The sequence below is a fragment of the Mucilaginibacter hurinus genome (genome assembly GCF_003324525.1).
GTDB classification, from domain to species: domain Bacteria; phylum Bacteroidota; class Bacteroidia; order Sphingobacteriales; family Sphingobacteriaceae; genus Mucilaginibacter; species Mucilaginibacter hurinus.
In genome coordinates this window covers 38,042-57,926 of sequence record NZ_QGDC01000001.1, presented here as the reverse complement: position 1 = coordinate 57,926, position 19,885 = coordinate 38,042, and the positions used below count along the sequence as shown (strand labels likewise).

Annotated in this window: 11 protein-coding genes; 7 read left to right on the top strand and 4 right to left on the bottom strand. The window is 44.8% G+C overall.

The genetic code is table 11. From position 1 onward, the window contains the following. Positions 1-94: 94 nt before the first annotated feature. Both DJ568_RS00225 and DJ568_RS00220 read left to right on the top strand, forming a co-directional pair. Positions 95-3,274 (top strand): efflux RND transporter permease subunit, encoded by a 3,180-nt coding sequence (locus DJ568_RS00225; RefSeq protein ID WP_114003223.1) that lies wholly within the window; start codon positions 95-97, stop codon positions 3,272-3,274. 10 nt (positions 3,275-3,284) lie between these two features. Beyond that, positions 3,285-4,700, top strand: coding sequence for an efflux transporter outer membrane subunit (locus DJ568_RS00220; protein WP_114003222.1), 1,416 nt, complete (start codon positions 3,285-3,287; stop codon positions 4,698-4,700). Positions 4,701-4,838: 138 nt separating this feature from the next. On the opposite strand, the gene DJ568_RS00215 is transcribed toward DJ568_RS00220, so the two are convergent. Then, the gene (locus tag DJ568_RS00215) at positions 4,839-5,192 is read right to left on the bottom strand and encodes a winged helix-turn-helix transcriptional regulator (RefSeq protein WP_114003221.1); all 354 of its coding nucleotides are present in this window, start codon (positions 5,190-5,192) and stop codon (positions 4,839-4,841) included. A gap of 114 nt (positions 5,193-5,306) precedes the next feature. On the opposite strand from DJ568_RS00215, the gene DJ568_RS00210 reads away from it, so the two are divergent. Next, positions 5,307-5,897 (top strand): NADPH-dependent FMN reductase, encoded by a 591-nt coding sequence (locus DJ568_RS00210; RefSeq protein ID WP_114003220.1) that lies wholly within the window; start codon positions 5,307-5,309, stop codon positions 5,895-5,897. 261 nt (positions 5,898-6,158) lie between these two features. Here DJ568_RS00210 and DJ568_RS17130 read toward each other — a convergent pair whose 3' ends face one another. The 3 genes from DJ568_RS17130 to DJ568_RS00195 all read right to left on the bottom strand — a co-directional run bounded on the left by DJ568_RS17130 (position 6,159) and on the right by DJ568_RS00195 (position 12,574). Next, on the bottom strand, positions 6,159-8,765 hold the full coding sequence (locus DJ568_RS17130) for a T9SS type A sorting domain-containing protein (protein WP_158534840.1): 2,607 nt from the start codon (positions 8,763-8,765) through the stop codon (positions 6,159-6,161). Between the two features lie 392 nt (positions 8,766-9,157). Continuing rightward, complete coding sequence (locus DJ568_RS00200; protein ID WP_114003219.1) at positions 9,158-10,810, bottom strand: RICIN domain-containing protein; 1,653 nt, start codon at positions 10,808-10,810, stop codon at positions 9,158-9,160. A gap of 129 nt (positions 10,811-10,939) precedes the next feature. After that, positions 10,940-12,574 (bottom strand): RICIN domain-containing protein, encoded by a 1,635-nt coding sequence (locus tag DJ568_RS00195; protein WP_114003218.1) that lies wholly within the window; start codon positions 12,572-12,574, stop codon positions 10,940-10,942. A gap of 347 nt (positions 12,575-12,921) precedes the next feature. Here DJ568_RS00195 and DJ568_RS00190 point away from each other — a divergent pair, with 347 nt between their 5' ends. The 4 genes from DJ568_RS00190 (at position 12,922) to DJ568_RS00175 (ending at position 19,811) form a co-directional block, all read left to right on the top strand. Beyond that, on the top strand, positions 12,922-13,482 hold the full coding sequence (locus tag DJ568_RS00190; protein ID WP_114003217.1) for an RNA polymerase sigma-70 factor: 561 nt from the start codon (positions 12,922-12,924) through the stop codon (positions 13,480-13,482). Between the two features lie 81 nt (positions 13,483-13,563). Further along, positions 13,564-14,577: a FecR family protein gene (locus tag DJ568_RS00185; RefSeq protein WP_114003216.1), complete on the top strand. Its 1,014-nt coding sequence runs from the start codon at positions 13,564-13,566 to the stop codon at positions 14,575-14,577. A 222-nt stretch (positions 14,578-14,799) separates the two neighbouring features. Further along, complete coding sequence (locus tag DJ568_RS00180; RefSeq protein ID WP_158534839.1) at positions 14,800-18,171, top strand: SusC/RagA family TonB-linked outer membrane protein; 3,372 nt, start codon at positions 14,800-14,802, stop codon at positions 18,169-18,171. Positions 18,172-18,188: 17 nt separating this feature from the next. Next, entirely contained in the window at positions 18,189-19,811 is a 1,623-nt protein-coding gene (locus DJ568_RS00175; RefSeq protein ID WP_114003214.1) for a RagB/SusD family nutrient uptake outer membrane protein, read from the top strand. Positions 19,812-19,885 lie beyond the last annotated feature (74 nt).

Genomic DNA, 19,885 nt, shown 5'->3' with positions numbered 1-19,885 from the left:
TTAAATCAGCTTCGTTGTAAGAAGGAGCTCATTTACATAACACACACTAATAACTGCGCCCCCGGCATTACCGGGGGGGCTTAATACCACTATCATGCTTAAAACTTTTATAGAAAGGCCCGTCCTTTCAACCGTGATCTCGGTACTGCTGCTGCTGCTGGGCATCATATCACTAACTACGCTGCCCATTACGCAATTTCCGGACATTGCGCCGCCCACCGTGCAGGTAACGGCATCATACCCCGGTGCCAACGCCGAGGTTGTAGCCCGTTCCGTAGCCACACCCATTGAAGAGGCCGTGAATGGCGTTGAGAACATGACCTACATGACATCAAACTCCAGCAACGACGGTAGTATGACCCTTAACGTTTACTTCAGCCAGGGCACCGACCCTGATGTAGCCGCGGTGAACGTGCAAAACCGGGTATCAAAGGCACTAAGCCAGATACCGCAGGAAGCTGTGCAAACAGGTGTATCAACACAAAAGGTGCAAAACAGTATCATCATGTTTGTGGCACTGGCCAGTAAGGATACTACGTACAATGAAACTTTTTTACAGAACTATATTAAGATTAACCTGGTGCCGCAACTGCAGCGTATACCGGGCGTGGGGCAGGCGCAGCCCTTTGGCACGCATGATTACTCCATGCGGGTATGGCTTAAGCCCGACAGGCTTACTGCTTACAACCTGTCGCCGCAGGATGTTACCGGCGCTATTAGGGACCAGAGCCTTGAAGCTGCACCCGGCCGGTTCGGTGAAAGTAGTAAAGAGGTGTTTGAATACGTACTTAAATACAAAGGAAAGCTAAACAAGGTTAAAGATTATGAAAACATCATTATAAAAGCCAACAGTGATGGTTCTGTAATACGTTTGCAGGATGTTGCAAGGGTTGAGTTTGGCTCATACACTTACTCATCAAACAGTATACTTAACGGTGGCCCTACATCGGGTGTGGCAATTTTTCAAACAGCCGGCTCAAACGCCAACGATATTTTAACTGAAGCCGAACGCCAGATTAACGAGTTTGCCAAAACGTTACCTAAAGGCATTGAGCCGGTGATCATGTATAACTCCAAAGAGTCGCTCGATTCGTCTATCGACCAGGTAAAGCACACCCTTATCGAGGCGTTTATACTGGTATTTATTGTTGTGTTTATCTTCCTGCAGGATTTTCGCTCAACCCTTATACCTGCCATAGCGGTACCGGTGGCCATTGTAGGTACCTTCTTTTTCATGAACCTGTTTGGCTTTAGCATTAACCTGCTTACACTGTTCGCACTGGTGCTTGCTATTGGTATTGTGGTAGATGATGCCATTGTGGTTGTTGAAGCTGTACACGCTAAAATGGAGAAAACCACGCTGAACGCCCGCGACGCTACGGTTGAATCGATGAGTGAAATATCCGGGGCTATAGTATCCATTACCCTGGTGATGGCTGCAGTGTTTGTTCCGGTTGGATTTATGCAGGGCCCGGCCGGAGTATTTTACCGGCAATTTGCCTTTACGCTGGCCATAGCCATCCTTATTTCGGCTGTTAACGCGCTTACTTTAAGCCCGGCATTAACCGCCTTGTTTTTGAAAAACCCGCATGCTGATGAGCATGATAACGCACACGCAGCTAAAAAAAGTTTTGCAAAACGCTTTTTCACCGCTTTCAACGCAGCCTTTAACGCCATGACTGATAAGTATATTAACTCGCTTAAGTTTTTGGTTAAACGCAAGTGGGTGGCTGTTTCGGGTTTGGCGCTGGTAGCCGCGGTTACCTTTGTGATGATCAAAAATACGCCGACTGGATTTATCCCGACCGAAGACCAGGGATTTTTACTGTACGCCGTGAATACGCCTCCCGGCAGCTCGCTTGAGCAAACCCACCGGGCCATGAAAGAGATAGGTAATATTGTAAAGAATGACCCCATCAACAAAAACCATTACCAGGTAGAAGGGCTTAACTTTATATCAAACGCCAACGCTTCATCATACGGTGCCGGATTTATACGCATGAAGGATGCAAAGGACAGGGGAGAAGTTAAGGACCTGAACCAGATAACGGCGATGATGACCCAAAAAGTTGCCGAGCAGGTAAAAGGGGCCAGCGTGTTCTTCTTTACGTTCCCTACCATACAGGGCTTTGGTAACGTAGATGGCTTTGAGTTTATGCTGCAGGATAAGACCAACGGCAGTATGGGCAAGCTTGATTCAACTACCAAAGCATTTTTAGGCGCCCTTATGCAAAAGGAAGAAATAGCCTACGCCTTTACCACGTTTGCGGCCGGTAACCCGCAATACCAGCTGGATGTTGATAATGCAAAAACACGCCAGTTAGGCGTGCAGGTTGGTGATCTGCTGCAAACCCTGCAGGTTTACTACGGCAGCAGCTTTGTAAGTGACTTTAACCGCTTTGGCAAGTATTATCGCGTTATGGTGCAAGCGGATGCCAAATACCGCCAAAACCCGTTGTCGCTCAATGATATTTTTGTAAAGAATAACACCGGCGAAATGGTGCCGGTTAATTCACTGGTTAGCCTTAAACGAGTGTACGGGCCCGAAACGGTAACACGCAACAACCTGTTTAACGCCGTTGTTATTAACGGCGTGCCCAAGCCGGGCTACAGTACAGGTGACGCTATTAAAGCCATCCAGGAAACCGCTGAAGAAAGTTTGCCCCGCGGGTACAGCTATGAGTGGACCGGTATGACACGAGAGGAAATCACCTCAGGATCACAAATACTGCTGATATTTTTGATGAGTATGATATTTGTATACTTCCTGCTGGCTGCACAGTATGAGAGCTATATACTTCCGCTGGCTATTATCCTCACTATCCCGTTAGGTGTATTTGGCACAATTGTATTCATTAACATGCTGGGTATTGATAACAATATATATGTACAGGTATGTTTGATCATGCTCATCGGGTTGCTGGCTAAAAACGCCATCCTGATAGTGGAATACGCGGTACAGCGCCGCAAGGCAGGCATGGGTTTAGTTGACGCCGCGCTTGAAGCTGCAAAGCTAAGGCTGCGCCCCATACTGATGACCTCGTTTGCATTTATTGTGGGCCTGATACCGTTGATGACGGCCGAAGGCGCATCGGCATTGGGTAACCACTCCATAGGCGCGGGCGCGGTAGGGGGTATGCTTACCGGCGTGGTACTGGGCGTTTTTGTAATACCGGTGCTGTTTGTAATATTCCAGGCCTTGCAGGAGAAAGTTACGGGCGCGCCAAAAAACCCGGCAGCCCAAAGCAAACAACTTGAGTTAGAAACTGCCTAATTATTACATCATGAAAAAGAACAAGATTACACTATATACCGCTGCACTTGTTATGTTGCTGGCAAGCGCATGCAAAGTGGGTAAAAACTACCAGCGTCCGGCTGTGCAGCTGCCCCAAAAGTTCAACGCGGTAAGCCAGGCCGATACCAACAGCGTTGCTAACATTGCATGGAAACAGTTTTTTACTGACACTACATTGCAGAGCCTGATTGATAAAGGCATTAAATATAATTACAACCTGCAAATTGCCATAAAACGTATAGATATTGCCCAGCAACAGGTTAAACAAGCCAACTTGTTACTGTTGCCCCAGCTGAATTTACAGGTAGCCGCACAATACAACCGCCCATCAAAAAACAGTTTGAATGGCATAAGCGCTGCTAATTTTTTAAAAAGCGATCATATTGAAAATTACATTGCCGGCTTAAACCTGTCATGGGAGATTGATACCTGGGGGAAAATACGCAGGCAAAAAGAGGCTGTTTTAGCACAATACCTGCAAACATTTGAGGCCACACGGGCGGTGCAAACCCAACTGGTTGCCGATATTGCGCAGGGATACTATAACCTTTTGATGCTTGATAAGCAGCTGTCAATAGCCCAAACAAACCTGCGGCTTAGCGACAGCACCCTGAAACTGACCCAACTGTTAAAAAATGCCGGCGAAGTAAACCTGCTGGCCGTACAACAGGCTGATGCCCAGCGGCAGTCTACAGCCTTGCTGGTACCGCAATTGGAGCAAAGCATAGCCATACAGGAAAACGCACTGCAACTGTTAACCGGGCAGCTGCCTGCGGCCATTGCCCGTAAGGCAACTTTAGCCGACGAAACGTTTGGCGCCGAACTGAACGCCGGATTGCCTGCCGCCATACTGGCCCGCAGGCCGGATGTAAGGGCCAGTGAACTTGCGCTGGTTGCTGCCAATGCACAGGTTGGCGTGGCCCAAGGAGAAATGTATCCGTCGTTAACCCTAACGGCATCGGGAGGTATAGAGAGTTTTAAGTCAAACAACTGGTTTAGTATACCCGGCTCTTTATTTGGTATTGCTACAGGGAGTATATTACAGCCTGTTTTTAATAACAGGGCTTTAAAAACACGGTTTGAGGTGGCTAAGATTGAACGGGAGCAGGCAGTGCTGCAATTCCGTCAGTCGGTACTGAATGCTGTAGGCGAAGTAACCAACGCGCTTGTGCAAACTCAAAAACTTGGCGAGCAGCGCCGGATAGCTACAGGGCAGGTTGATACGCTGAAGAACGCCATAAAAAACGCGCAACTGCTATTTAAAAGCGACATGGCCAACTATCTTGAGGTAATTACCGCCCAAACCAACGCGCTGCAGGCCGAACTGAATTTGGCTGCCATACAACGTCAGCAGCTAGGCGCGGCTGTAGAGCTTTACCGCTCGCTGGGTGGGGGATGGCGTTAACCATAAATGGTGCCACCGCTTGTTGATTGCTAACCGTAAACCGCGGTTGTACATAAACGGCATAAAACAACCCTGTATGCATTGCAAGTTAAAGCAATCCATACAGGGTTGTCTGTTTAAGTGGATGTGTGTGGTTCGCTACTGCTTAGCAATTATATGATCCCGGTGGGCTTGCCCCCAAATACGCAGTTCGGTAATTATGCCCCGCAGGGTTTGGCCATGCTCGGTAAGGGAGTATTCTACCGTTACCGGGAAGGTGTTGTGTATGGTACGCTTCACCAGGTGATTCATCTCCAGATCCTTTAATTCTTTCGATAACATCCTGTCAGTTACTTTGGGGATATCGGCAGCAATTTGTCCAAAGCGTTTTGTGCCATGCAGCAGGGATACTATAATAGCGAGTTTCCATTTGCCTCGCAAAACCTCAAGTGCGTCTGTTACGGGCAGCATAGCCGCCACACAGGCTTTCTTATCCAATATTTCTTCAGTCATTATTTAAAAGGTGTTGATGCTATACAATTGTATAGCGCTATACTTTGATATAGTACTTACAAAAGTATAGTATTTGGCGGTAAATTTGCTCATCAATAATAAAAAAATCATACCATGTATAAATTAAAGATTATATCATCAACAGTGCGCCCCGGAAGAAAAGGGCCCATGATAGCAGGCTGGATAAAAGATGTTGCTGAAAAGAGCGGCGCCTTTGAAGTAGAAGTGTTGGACCTGGGCGAAATAAACCTGCCCTTGATGAACGAACCGCTGCACCCCATTATGCAGCAGTATGAACATGAATACACCAAGCAGTGGGCCGCGAAAATAGACGAAGCCGACGCCTTTATTTTTGTAACTGCAGAATATGACTATAGCTACCCGGCATCGCTTAAAAATGCTATTGAGTACCTGATGCACGAGTGGGCCTATAAACCCGCCGGCATAGTAAGTTATTCGTTGGGTCCGTTTGCAGGAGTAAGGGCTGTGCAGAGCCTTAAGGCTGATCTGATTAGCTTACGGGTAGTTGGTTTGGCGGAAATGGTAAATATTCCATCATTAACCCAGTTTGTAAATGACGATGGCATTTTCACACCGAACGAGATATTAAGCAAGTCTGCCGATATGATGCTTACCCAACTGCTCCGGTGGACAAAAGGCATGAAGCTGATAAAAGAAGAGGCGTTTGATAATGTAGCAGTTTAACCTGTTTCCTTATTGACTAGGAAGGTGCTTCTTGCGATTTGAAATGAACATAAAACCTGCATTCCACTATTTGCTTAGTGAAAGGCAGGTTTTGTGTACCATCCAACACGCATCCGGGGTGATGAAGCAGCAATAAGTGATTTGTCTCCCGCCGTTATCTTACTCATAATCAATGTTAACAATCTTTAACAACGTTTCTAATTACTGTCAATGGATAATGACAGCACTCCGGGTACAAGGGCAATATTTTGATGTAATAGCTTATTGTATCACTACTTTTTCGGCTTTACTTACATTTTCACCACTTATGGTTAAAACGTACGTGCCCGGGGCGGCTTTTGTATTTAACGTATAGCTGCCTGCAGGGTTAATAAAAAATGCTTCCTTGTATACCGTTTTTCCATAGAGGTCAGTTACGGTAGCGGTAATGCTACGGCCTTTATAGCCCGAAAAGTCGAAACTGACTTTGCCTGCTGGTGCAGGGTTGGGGTATACGCTAAATGTAACCGCAGCCCTTGATGCGCCGGAAGCGGCGACAATTGCAGTCCGCACAGGCGAGGTTTTTTCCTCTCCATTTTCAAAGTAGTTGAGTTTGTAGTAGTTTGTTCCTACTGCCGGCGAATTGTCATACGCCGTATAATTTGATTCAGTAAATTTAGTACCTGCCCCGCTCACGCTTGACAGTATTGTCCAGTTTACACCGTCTGTGCTTTTGTAAACAGTGCAGCCGGGGTTAAATGTTTCCTGGGCAGTAATCAGTTGTAACTTTACCTTACCGCTTTCAGCCATTGCCCGGCCATTGATAATTACGGCATTGGGTTTAATATTCAGCGTTAGCGGAAGCGATGTTACTACGTTATTCAGCGTATCATATAGTTTTACGCGATAATGCTGCAGCCCTCTTCCCGGCATTTCTGTCTCTACGCTGAAATTTGATAATGGTGTGGTTCTGTTGCCCGGAATGGTGCCTATTGATGTCCATGTTTTGGTGTTATCGCTGCTTTGTTCGATAGTAATCAGGTTGTGAAATTTAAGTGCTGTTGTAAAATCAGCTTTCAGCTTTTTGGCTGCGCCGTACACTGCATATGAAAGTATAGCATCAGTATAAATCGCTCCTGCACGATATTTAGCAACCGTTTTTTCAAATTCGGCTGTATTGTAAACGGTACCACAGTCGGCATTATCGGCTGCAAGTTTTTTCCAATCTGCAACACTCTGGTCATAACCGGCAATGTCAATGCCCATCACTCTCTGGTCAATGCTTTTACCGGGCTTAGTACCCGCTACGCCCCGCACCATAACATTCCAGCCATACATAAATGTTTGATATTTTAGCCTGCCATAAGTACATGAGGTTTGCACAAAGTGCGTAAGCTTGGGGTCTTTAAAATGGAGCTCCTTAGAAAGCGCCTCTATCTGCTTCCATATCTCCAGCGCTTGGGCTTTTTCTGCCAGGTACTTTTCGGTAGTTCCGGCTTTTATCCACTTATCCACCTGGCCGCCAAGATAGCTAAAGCCGGTTGAAGTACCCATGTAATCCATATCACGTGTCCAGGCAACCGAAGCAGTGCCATAGGTGCTCCACTGGCCCTTCATAACACCTTCGTCTGATAATAAAGCTATTTTATGTAGCTTTTCAATCTCGTTGTCGGGCAGTCCTTTAAGCTTAGTATATTCTTTAAAAATGTCATCTTCGCTACGCGACGGGTTTTGCCCCCATTTTGCTACTACAAACGCGTTCATGTCCGCCCAAAATTCATTGGGCACTTTCGGCCCGCCCCAGCCGCCACCGCGCGACCATGTCCATACGCCGGCAAGCAGAGGTGTCTTTTTCAATTCATTTAGTGAATTTAACGCGGGTAAGCCTGGTTTTTTGTGTTCTTCGAAACCATCGATCACTCCTTTAGCTATATAGTTAGGGTGGGTGGCTTTCCCTTCATACTCACGCTGACACTGAACCTCTACAAACTGTTTATGCTTACCGATACCCAGGGTAGGGTTAAACCATACCCCATGATCACCCGATTGTGGGATGAAGTACTGGTTAAAGCTGTCAAGGTTTACGTTTGGATTTGGAATACCCATTCTCCAGAAATCCACATTAACATGCTTTATAGAGAAAAAAAGATTTTGGTGCGGTATCACTTTATCTGTTACCTGAAGATATATACTGGGGCGCGAATGGAAACGTCCGTCATCCCATGTGCGGTATATCACTTTTTTGTTGAGCTTAACGCAAACTTCATCGCGGAGGATGTTTACGAGGATAGTATGGTTATCAAATTTTTGATCGTACGCTGGGTTATTCCCTTTATGGTAAGGCGCGTTTTGTGTGTAGATTTCGCCGGTGCGTATCACTAATGCGTCAACCTGCGGATACTTTTTAAAAATTTGCTGCAGCATATACCTGAACAGCTTTTGAGTAGCCGGTTTAGTAATGTCAATGCGGTAGTTTTTGCCGTTGTCCTGTGATGCTATGCTGTCGCGGTATTTATTGAATAAAGCCGTTGGCAGTACCAGCATATCCATAGCGCAGTATACTTTAACACCCTTGCTTTTTGCATCATTGTACATAGCTTGTAAACTGGCGTCTTTATCATCCACCCACTTACGCTGCTTTGAACCTACCGGAAAGATCGTATCGTCAAAATCTTCCCAGGTGATTCCAACCTGTGGAGCGTCTGTCAGGAAAAATACCTTTGCATCATAACCGTATGATTTTAGGTAAGCCGGATCGAGAAAACGGCTGCGGGTGAGCGTGTCGCCGGGATTATGGTGCACCATATCCATGGTGAAGTAACGTTGCTGTGCAAGCGCGCAAAACGTTGTTGAGATTAAAAAGGCAATTGACGTAAACTTTTTAAGCATATTGGTATGTGTGGTTTATGGTTGTATGTATTGCTGGAAGCTATTATGTTGTGTAAAGCTTTTACCGGGGGCGCAGCAATGTATTGCTGATGGTTCTTAATCCCCTCAATTTTGTTGGGCATGGCTGTTAGCTGTTACCATGCCCAACAAAAAATGTATTATAAGGTCGTATTTTCCTTGCTGTTTAAGTTATTCGCCTCTTGCATGTCAAAACCTTGCAAATTATCTACAGATCTTGATTCCCTTCTACCGATTCACTCAATTGAAAACTGTCGGGCAGAAGATAGCATATCATGCAATACAGCTTATCAGTAGGGCAAGCACCCACATGCCTGGCACACCTTACGGGGAAACAAGCTTGTAGGCTATTAATTAAAATTGCTACTAGATTACTATAAACCTATAAGCGAGTAAGGTACTCTTATACCCTTAATTTGATACTGGCGTGAATCAAGCTCTCCATTACGGCAATCATCGCCAGTATTACATCCACTAAAGTTAAGGCAATAGGTAAGCAACAACTCCTTATTGCCATTATCAAACTCCGGGTGAATAGCTGGTGTATAAAATTTAGCTATATGCCCGCGGTAACGATCCTCAATAGTAAACACCTTTTTCTTCTGAGTGAATGGTCCTGTTGGTGATGTAGACGTTGATATATAAATATTATGCTCGGGGTTATCACAGCCGTAACCAAAATCCATTTGCATCATAATATACTTTCCATTGTGGTATGATATGGCGGTGTTGGCGTAAGCCGCCACATCTTCGCCTTTACCAACAAAATGCAGTGCCTCTTTGGTGGTAGGCTTGGTTATAGGCTGTTTGTCAACCCATTTGCTGCCATCCCAAAAAGTCCAGGTAAGCGGATCACTTTCTTTAAACCTGGCTACATAAATATATTTAACAATAAATACCCCCATATTGCCATAAGCATAAACATATCCATCGCCTGGTTTTACCATACCTTCGGAATATACCACGTTGGCCTGATCCATCCCGACAGGCAAAAAACGGTTAATTTGCCAGGCGTTGTTAGATGCACTTTGCACCATCTCATATAGCGCCTGGTGAACCAGCTTTAAGCTTTTCAGTTCGGCACCATACACATAAACCTTGTTGCCAACTTCTACACCAACTCCCGGCCAGGTAAAGTCGGTGCCGGGCTGCGCATTAAACACCTGGCGGGGCCTGCCTTGTGTGCTGTTACTGATGGTAAGATTATCGGTAAGTTCAGGATCCCAACTGCGACTTGCCGGCTGTATCAGTACAGAATTGTTATATTGAAAGAAACCGCAAAGCAAATTGCCGTTATCTTTTAAACGTACCCCGTCAAATGAATCTTCGGCTATCCACAGTACTTTGCCTGCGTTTGGCCCCCATGTAAGAGCTATACTGTTGCCCTGGTCAAACGCTACCGAGCCCTGTGCCTTGTTGGTACGGTGAAAAAAGTTAACAACGGCATCATCGCGATAGCTATCGTTTTGCAATACATTGTACCCCCAAAGCTGCGAAGGTTTGCCTGTGTATGGTTCCAAAAGGCTGGGGCCATTGGTATTAGCTGAAATGGCTAACCCTGTAGATTTGCTGAGGGCTTTATACAATTTGCCGCTGACCGGCGAAATACGCCATAATTGAGCGTCGCTGTTATTTGCCGAGTTTTGAATAACCAGTTGTGTACCGTCATTATCGTATGCCTGCAGCACCTTACCGCTGCCTAAATTCATTATTTTGTAATAGCCATCACCAACAAAAGTAATGCGCCATTTTTGATGCGAAGCGCCATTGTAATCTGCCAGTTCAATAAACCCTCCATTATCAAGCGAGAAATTTGAAATTCGCCCGCTTTTGCCGTTAACCGAACTCATTACCTGATAAGTGAAATATGCGCCGGGGGCAACGTTGATTTTCAAACCTGATGAACGAGCGATGTCGGTTACGGGTGCACCGGAGTTATCGTCGGTGTTTTTCACCGATTCTGTTTTTTTGCATCCGCTGCCTATGAATACCAATGCTACGGCGTAAATTAAAATTTTAATCTTCATGTTTATTCGGTTAACGTTATATTTTATATGTTTTTAGTGTGCATTTTCTTAGTAGAAATGGGAAAACGGTTGTATAACCATTTTCCCATTTAAGGATTATCTAAATTAAGCTAAGTTAAATATATTGATTTACAACCCTATTTTTGAGTAGGGTACACGGATAAATTTAGGCCTGTAGTAATACGGATCTTTATAAGTCCCGTTACATGCACCCTGGCCGCAAGCATCAAAGTTTAGGCAGTAGCTCAGCAATAGCTCATTTTTTCCGTTATTGTGCTCCGGGTGTATCTGCGGAGTATAATAACGTGAATAATTGCCATTAATATATTCTTTAATTGAGTATACCCTGATAGGTGTGCTAAACGGACCGGTTGGACTGGTGGCAGTTGAAACATAAATTTCGCGGGTAGTGCCACATATATATCCCTGGGTCATGGTCATCATCACATATTTACCATTGCAATAACTAATGGTGGTGTTATCCAAACCTGTAGCAATTTTTGCTGAGGTAGCAGTTGTAGGTGTACTTACCCAACTGCTGCCGTTCCAGAAAGACCATGAAGTTGGGTTTGATTGGGGCCAGCGGGCAACATAAACGCCATTACTAGGGCCAGCGCCAAAAGAATATACGTCTGTGCCTGATTTTACCATCCCTATTACATAATTGATATTGGTTTGGTTGCTCATGTTTGCCGGTGCCAGGCGTGTACCTGTCCACGCAGTACCGGTGGTTTCGGTAAAGTCCCAAATACTTTGGCTGTTAAGGCTAACACCTGCGTTGCCTTCGCCAACATGTATGTAAACGTGGTTTCCTATTTCAACCCCTACGCTTGGCCATGCAAAGTTAAGGCCGGGCTGCTTATCTACCACTTGTTTATTGCCGTTACGGGTAATGTTAGCCCCACCACTGCTCCAGTCATAAATATTATTCTGTAAAAGCATTGAGTTGCCATATTGAAAAAATTGGTTGCAGTTAAACTGGCTGTTTGATTGCAACACCGAACCATCAAATGCATCTTGTGTCACCCATAACACTTTACCTGCATTGCCGCTCCAGTTAAGCGGAATACTGGTGCCCTGGTCAAAGGCTACTGAGCCTTGCGATGTACCGTTACGTTCAAAAATGCGGTTGGCATAATCGTCGCGGTAGGTGCTCGGGAACCGGATGGTAAATACCCATTTTTGGCGGTTGTCGCTATTGGCCGACTCCTGGATAATGGCCGTACCGTTACTTGTTGAGCCCCCGGCATTAGCAATAGCTAAACCGTTACCCTTGTTAATAATATTGTATTGCCCCGTTGTACCTATTTCAGTAATGCGCCAAAGTTGGTTATCTGGTGTTCCCAGCAACGGCGTACGTGCCTGCCGTAGTTGCGCACCGGATGTGTTATTGGGAGATTGGATTACTTTTCCGCTAAATGAGTTACGTATATTATAATACTTAATTCCGCCAACAGTGGTTACATACACCGTGTACCAGCGCTGCCATCCATCTACTTCATCGTCAGCAGTAGCTTGCCATTGACCGAGTGTTTGCAGCTCCTGAAATTTTTGATTGGCAGACGGATTTCCGTTCACTTCGATGAATTTACCCCCGGTTACGCACGATATTTTGTACTCGGCGTAATCAGAGACGGGGCCATTCACTTTTTTTGGCGAGTTAACAGCACTTGAGGCAATTGGTTGTGAGCCTTCGTTTTTTTTGCACGCCTGTGCCGCCAGTAACAAGGCAGCAGCAGAGAGCAGCATCATTTTTGTTTTCATAATTTTTGGTTGGTTATAATGTTTGGTTATAGAGCAAGTAGTGTCCGATTACGTGAGTGCATAAAAGTTTATGCACTCACTTTATGTAATCGAAAAACTACCGATTAAAAGTAGATAGCTTAATTACTTTGTAGTGAAACGATAAGTCTCTTTTTAGGAACTTAAAATATCATTAATCTATTGGGCATTAATAAGGTTTTAGCACTTATTCAACTCGCGTTGCTTTGTAAGCCACAATATGGCAATTATGTACATACGTGTTTACTAAATCGGTTTATTTGGTAAATAATTTTTTTTTTCAGACTTTAGAACTCGTAAACCGGTCATCAACATCTGTTTTAAATTAAATGAAGAATTATGCACAGTTACCTGACACTGAGCTGTTGGTTTTGCTTAAAGATTCGGATGATGGCAAAGCATTCAGAGAGTTATACAACCGTTACTGGGCACAGTTATATAACACCGCGTATAAGCGTCTAAAGTCATGCGAAATATCTGAAGAACTAGTGCAGGACCTGTTTGCTGATATCTGGCTGCGCCGGCGCACGCTTTCTGTTAGCACTATACCAAAAGCGTACTTATTTGGGGCGATGCGTTACATGATTTTAAAACAGGTGCAACTTGAAATGTCGCGCGGAACCTACCAGGACAGCATCAGTTCAAATGTGCATCCTCTGGATAATTCTACAGAGGAAACGATAATTGCAAATGATCTTTATAACCGCTTGCAGGTACAAATTACCAATTTGCCTGCACGCTGCCGCGAAGTTTTTGACCTAAGCCGCAACAAGCACCGCAGTAACAAAGAAATAGCCAGCCTATTGGGCATCACCGAAAAAACGGTTGAAAACCAAATTACCCGGGCACTGCGTTACCTTAAAACCACCCTTCGTATTTTTCTTTTTTAAAAAAAGTTTTAAACGCTTGGGGGGTACCGCCAAATTCTGTCACTTCATTTAATACGAGCCTGCATAGAGAGGTTCTGCCAAATGAAGCCATCAATTTCCAAACAGTTACTGGATAAATTTTTAAAAGGGAAGTGCACTGCCGAAGAGGAAGAAGCGGTTTTAGCGTGGTATAATGCGTTCGAGTCTGAAAAGGACTACCTGCCCGCCCTTCACGGCGAAAAAGAAATTGAAATGCGCGAGCAAATATTCCAGCTGGTGAGCGAAAAGGCCGGGCTTCCTCGCGAAAAAAGATCGGGCATGAACAAGCGCAAGCTAGCTACCTATATTTTGCGCGGGGTTGCGGCCATGGCTATAATCGCTATAGGCGTGGCTTATTTTAAAGTGCGTACTGATTTACAACACAAACATACTGCTGCAGCCCAAAATATGATGTTGGTAAATAACACTACAAACCGCATTATAGACCAAGCGCTGAGCGATGGCAGTCATGTTTGGCTAAAGCCCGGTGCCCAACTAAAGTTTGCTAAAAAATTTACCGGCACCACGCGCGATGTTTTTATGGTAGGCGAAGCTTTTTTTGAAGTGAAAAAAAACGCCGGTAAGCCTTTTATTGTACATAGCTCAAATATTATAACTAAGGTTTGGGGCACAAGTTTCAGGGTGCGCGATTCAAAAAGCATCAGTTTTGCTGATGTTACGGTAGTTACAGGTAAAGTTTCCGTAAAGCTTAAAACAAACTTAAGTGCAGGGAGGGGTTCAAAAGAAATATTGCTATACCCTGATAACCAGGCCGTTTACAGTAAACAGAAAAAAACATTAATAGCAGATGAGGTAACCGACGTAAAACCATTAAAAATGTGGAAACGTGTTGACCTTTCATTTGATAATGCGCCGTTGCCTGAAGTTGTAAATGTGCTTAACAAACATTTTAATTCAAATATTGAATTGGGTAACCAGGCACTTAACAAATTTACCATCAATGTAAACCTTACAGGGCTTAACCTGCCCGAGGTAATGACAATACTATGTAAAACGCTGGCTATCTCTTATAAGATGGATGGCGACAAGATTATTATACAGCAAACCAATAACTAAATAAACTTAAATGAAGCGTAGCATGAAAAGATAAACTAAACCTAAGCCCTTCCGATAAAATGAAAAGCAGGACGTATTAGCGTACTCCTGCTTTTCTCAAAGCCTGAATTGCTGGTCCGCATTTTCTGATGGCTTTGTTTTGTCTCATTTTTTCTTCAAAAAACTTAACGATTTAAATCTATGAAATTATTTCTATGTATTCCAAACACATGGTATAGAATTATGAAATTAACTATAGGCCAATTAATTATAGCTTTATTGCTCACCGGATTGTCATATGCCGAAGACACCCGGGCGCAATCATTGCTTGATAAGGTCGTTTCGGTTGCCGTTCACGACGAGACACTCGAAAAAGCATTAAAAAAACTTGAAAAGCAGGCCGGGGTGAACTTCTCATACAGCAGAGAGATCATAGCAGCAGACAACCACGTGTCGGTTGATGCCAGTAAGAAAAAACTCTCGGCTATACTGGATGCAATGTTTAAGCCATTTAATATCAAGTACGAAGTAGTGAGCGATAGGATAATCCTTACCGGAAATTCAACAACACCTGGCATCTCAGAAAATAACAATACAACAGGGGCTATAATTGCAGCTTCGGCTACGGTGTTGGGTACTGTGGTTGACGAAACTAATGTAGGTTTGCCCGGCGTGACCGTTAGGGTGGTAAATACAACCAAAGGCACCGTCACTGACGCCTCCGGCAAATTTACACTTGACGGTGTTGAAGATACCGATTCGCTTAGCTTCAGCTTTGTGGGTTATACAGAGCAAAAGGTAGCAGTGGGCAGCCAACGTACTTTTAGCATCAAATTGGCTGTAAGTGCCAGCAATAATTTGAACGAGGTAGTAGTTATCGGTTACGGTACACTCCGTAAGGCCGATCTTACCTCATCTATTTCAACAGTTGACGCCAAAGCGCTAAAGGATTTACCGGTAACTGGTATTGAGCAGGCCTTACAGGGCAGGGCGGCAGGTGTTACCGTAACGTCGGCTTCGGGCATACCCGGCTCGCCGGTTTCTGTACGTATACGCGGTATCGGTACGGTTAATAATAATGATCCGCTGTATGTTGTTGATGGCGTGCCGGTAGAGAATATGAACTACCTAAATCCGTCTGATATCGAATCATTGCAGGTATTGAAAGACGCATCGGCGGCTGCCATTTATGGTTCGAGGGCGGCTAACGGTGTAATTTTAATTACCACTAAAAAAGGAAGCAAAGGCGCGCCTAAAGTAACTTTTGAAGGTTATGTAGGTACTTCCGGCCCGTGGAAAAACTATAAACCTGCCGATGCCGACGAGTATTTGTACATGATGAAAACTATACATGGCGAAAACGGTGCAGGCTACCTGACGGCTAAAGCCGAATACGACCAGGGTTATAAAACCAACTGGTGGAATGAAACAGTGAAAAACGCCATGGTACAGAGCTATAATGTGGGCGTAAGCGGCGGTACTGATAACTCCAGATACAATTTGAGCGCCGCTTATTTTGACCAGGAGGGCATAATCAAACCATCTGGCTACAACCGTATTTCGGTGCGCCTAAATTCCGACTATAACTTAAACAAGCGTATAAAAATAGGAGAGAACCTGAGTATAACGAACCAAATAACCGAAAATACTTATGCTTCTATTCTACAATCCATTCAATTGTATGATCCGCTGGTTCCGGTAATTGATCCGGCACGTGACCAGTCAGACCCATACAGCAAGTGGGGTAACTCCAATATAACCTTTGGCAGCAGTCCTAAAGCGCTCTTAGCACGCCAAATAGGCGATAACCGCACTTTACGACTTATGGGCAATGTTTTTGGTAGGGCAGACATATTAGAGGGTTTGGTATTTAACACCAATTTTGGTGTAGATATCTCGCGTAACGAAAATAAATCATTCAGCCCTACTTACTATTTTGATCCTAGTGACCAAAACACGGTATCATCCGTAACCAACGGCGCGCTTAGCCGTAACGGCTGGGTGTGGTCAAACACGCTTGATTACAGCAAAGAGATAGGTAAGCACAGGTTTTCGATATTAGCCGGTACCCAAGCCGAGTATACCGAAACACATGGAATTAATGGCAGTAAATATAACCAGCCCGGTAACGATCCTTATTTCCAGTACCTTGATGCAGGTACCAGCGATGACCGGGTTAACGGAAGCGCGACAGAATGGTCAATCGCTTCATATTTTGGTCGTATCAACTATAACTATGCTGACAAGTACCTGTTTGCCGCAAGTATCCGCCGCGATGGGTCTGCAAATTTTTACCCCGGGCGTAGATGGGGCACATTCCCTTCAGTTTCTGCCGGTTGGGTTATCAGTCGCGAAAATTTTTGGCAGGGCCTGAACATGCCTTGGTTCACCAACTTTAAGCTGCGTGGTGGCTGGGGGCAGTTAGGTAACCAAAACATCGGCGCCGGGAGCTATACCTCATTTGTTGAGGGCACTATTTTTAGGCGTTTTGTGTTAAATAATGGCGATATCGTTCAGGGGTATGCAATTTCAAATACCGGAAATCAATCGTTACAATGGGAAACTTCCGAGCAGTCAAATATTGGCGTTGAGCTGGGGTTTTTTAACGACGCGTTAACCATCGAAGCGGAGTACTTCAACCGCAAAACCAGGGACATGTTGATATTATACCCGGTGGCTGCAACTTTTGGTGCATCGTCGCCTTGGGTAAATGCCGGTACCGTAAGTAACAAGGGCTTTGAGTTTACCGCTAACTATAACGGTAATGCCGGTAAATTTAAATACACGCTTGGCGGCAACCTTTCAACTTACCGCAATACAGTTACCGGTTTGGGCGATGGCCAGCCGTATGTAGAAAGTATGCCTGGTTCAAGGGTTACAGGTGCTTCACGCACTGCTGTTGGGCATCCTATCGGGGAATTCTTTGGTTGGAAAACTGATGGAATATTTCAAAGCACTCAGGAAGTGAGCAATTACGTAAACGGCACCGGGCAACTGCTGCAACCTAATGCACGCCCGGGGGATATCCGGTTTGTAGACGTTGACGGCAATGGCGTTATCAATGACAATGACAAAACTTCCATTGGTAACCCGCACCCTAAATTTACTTACGGATTTAACGTTAACCTCAAGTATGAGCGTTTTGACATGGTCATTTTCCTGCAAGGTTCATACGGCAACAAATTGTTTAATCACAATAAATATCAGATAAATCGTCCGTTGGGTTTTGATAACATTGCGGCGGGTGCGGCATATAACGCCTGGACACCTGAAAATGGTTCCAATACTAATCCTGTTATGTCAATTAACGATCCGAACAATAACTACCGGTCATCCGACTGGTATGTTGAAGACGGCTCATATATGCGTGTTAAAAATGTGCAGTTGGGTTACAGTTTAGGTACTAAAGCTTTGTCGGCCCTTAAAATTTCACAAATGCGTTTATATATATCTGCGCAAAACCTGTTTACGTTTACCAAATACACAGGGCTTGATCCGGAAGTGGGCGCTTACGGGGTGGGCGATATTGGACAGCGTCAAAGGCTTATCGGAATGGACTACTTTACGTTCCCGCAATCCAGAACCTTCCAGTTTGGTGTTAACATGAAGTTTTAATCCTTAAAATTATTACAATGAAGAAATCAATATATTTCATCCTGGCCGGCTTTCTATTAACTGCGGGATGTTCAAAGAGCTTTTTAGATCAGGAAATATCAGCTAAACGTGAGGTAAAAAACTTTTACAAAACTCCCGAACATATTTACAGCGCGTTAATGGACAACTACAGCGCCCTGCAAAACGATGGGCTTACTAATGCGCGTTGGGTATTTGGCGATATAGGCAGCGACGACGCGTTGAAAGGCGGAGAAAGTGTTGGCGACGCGCCGGAATTTGAACAGATACTTGAAAATCGTCCACAAGCAACCAACGGTACAGTGCGAGATCTTTGGGTAGGCTCTTACAACGGTATTGCTAAGGCCAATATCATTCTTTCAAAAATAGATGGTGTTCCTTTTCCAACTGATGATGCTGGCCAGAAACTTAAAAAGAGATATCGTGCAGAGGCATTGTTTTTACGGGCGTTTAACTATTGGTACATTGCCATGGCCTTTGGCGATGCGCCGCTGCTCACCAACGCCGTTATTGACTTTGCTGACATTGATCCGAAAAAACTGGCGCGTAAGCCTGTTGCCGATATATGGAAGCTGGTGGAGACAGATTTGGCTGAAGCCATTCCCAACCTGCCTTCAAAAGCCCAGTTATCTGCCGATAAACAGTTGGGCCGTGCCACTAAAGGTGCCGGGCAAGCTTTACTGGCCAAAGCATTAATGTTTCAGCGAAAATACAACGAAGCCGTACCCGTGCTTAAGGCGCTTATTGAAGATGCCGGCGAATACTCATTATTAAACGACTACGGAAGGATTTTCCGTTCAGAAGGCGAGTTCAGTACAGAAAATATCTTTGAGATTAACTTTATCAACCAGGCATCCGGATGGGGAGACGACTGCGAGGGCAGTCCGCGCGTTGTATTCCAAATGAGCCGCGGGGATTGGGGTTTTGGTTTTAATCAACCAACGCAGGATCTGGCTGATGAGTTTGAACCCGGCGATCCGCGGATTATTTACACCATCAACTGGCCGCAGGATGAGTTTAAAGCTGGCGTACCTCAAAAAAATGACCAGTTTAATCCGTATGGTTACAGCAATCGTAAAATATATACGATTGAATCTGAGCGCACATCGGATGTGTTCTGTTCAGGTAAAAACGAAATTATTTTCCGTTTGGCCGATATGTACCTGTTGTATGCCGAAGCGCTTACACAATCATCATCAGCGGATTATACCAAAGCCGTGAATTACGTTAACCTGGTACGAACCCGTGCAAACCAAACACCAAAGGTGGATCCGCAGCGTGCCGTGCAGCAACATACCGTTGAACCGGTAGCATTGCCAATGCGCATATTTACCAGCAAAGAAAAATTGCTTCAGGATATATATCATGAACGCCGCGTAGAACTGGCCATGGAAGAAATACGTTTATGGGACCTGATACGCCAAAACAGAACCAGCCTGCTAGCAGAATACTACAAGGAATGGGGCGTGACCAAAGGCTTTGAATCAAAGGGCGACCTTAAAGGCAAGTTTTATACCCAATGGATATCACAGCTAGGCAAGGCTGATTACCCTGTTTTCCCCGTACCGCAAAGCGAGATTGATGCCTCACAAGGAAATTTAACGCAAACTAACGGGTACTGATTTTAGATATTCACAGTAAACGAAAATGGGTGACCAAAAAAGCCTGAAAATCTAATGATTTTCAGGCTTTTTGC

Bases quoted from the DNA above. Each gene is read 5' to 3' on its own strand.
- DJ568_RS00225 (WP_114003223.1), top strand. From the start codon at position 95: ATGCTTAAAACTTTTATAGAAAGGCCCGTCCTTTCAACCGTGATCTCG.
- DJ568_RS00220 (WP_114003222.1), top strand. From the start codon at position 3,285: ATGAAAAAGAACAAGATTACACTATATACCGCTGCACTTGTTATGTTG.
- DJ568_RS00215 (WP_114003221.1), bottom strand. From the start codon at position 5,192: ATGACTGAAGAAATATTGGATAAGAAAGCCTGTGTGGCGGCTATGCTG.
- DJ568_RS00210 (WP_114003220.1), top strand. From the start codon at position 5,307: ATGTATAAATTAAAGATTATATCATCAACAGTGCGCCCCGGAAGAAAA.
- DJ568_RS17130 (WP_158534840.1), bottom strand. From the start codon at position 8,765: ATGCTTAAAAAGTTTACGTCAATTGCCTTTTTAATCTCAACAACGTTT.
- DJ568_RS00200 (WP_114003219.1), bottom strand. From the start codon at position 10,810: ATGAAGATTAAAATTTTAATTTACGCCGTAGCATTGGTATTCATAGGC.
- DJ568_RS00195 (WP_114003218.1), bottom strand. From the start codon at position 12,574: ATGAAAACAAAAATGATGCTGCTCTCTGCTGCTGCCTTGTTACTGGCG.
- DJ568_RS00190 (WP_114003217.1), top strand. From the start codon at position 12,922: ATGAAGAATTATGCACAGTTACCTGACACTGAGCTGTTGGTTTTGCTT.
- DJ568_RS00185 (WP_114003216.1), top strand. From the start codon at position 13,564: ATGAAGCCATCAATTTCCAAACAGTTACTGGATAAATTTTTAAAAGGG.
- DJ568_RS00180 (WP_158534839.1), top strand. From the start codon at position 14,800: ATGAAATTAACTATAGGCCAATTAATTATAGCTTTATTGCTCACCGGA.
- DJ568_RS00175 (WP_114003214.1), top strand. From the start codon at position 18,189: ATGAAGAAATCAATATATTTCATCCTGGCCGGCTTTCTATTAACTGCG.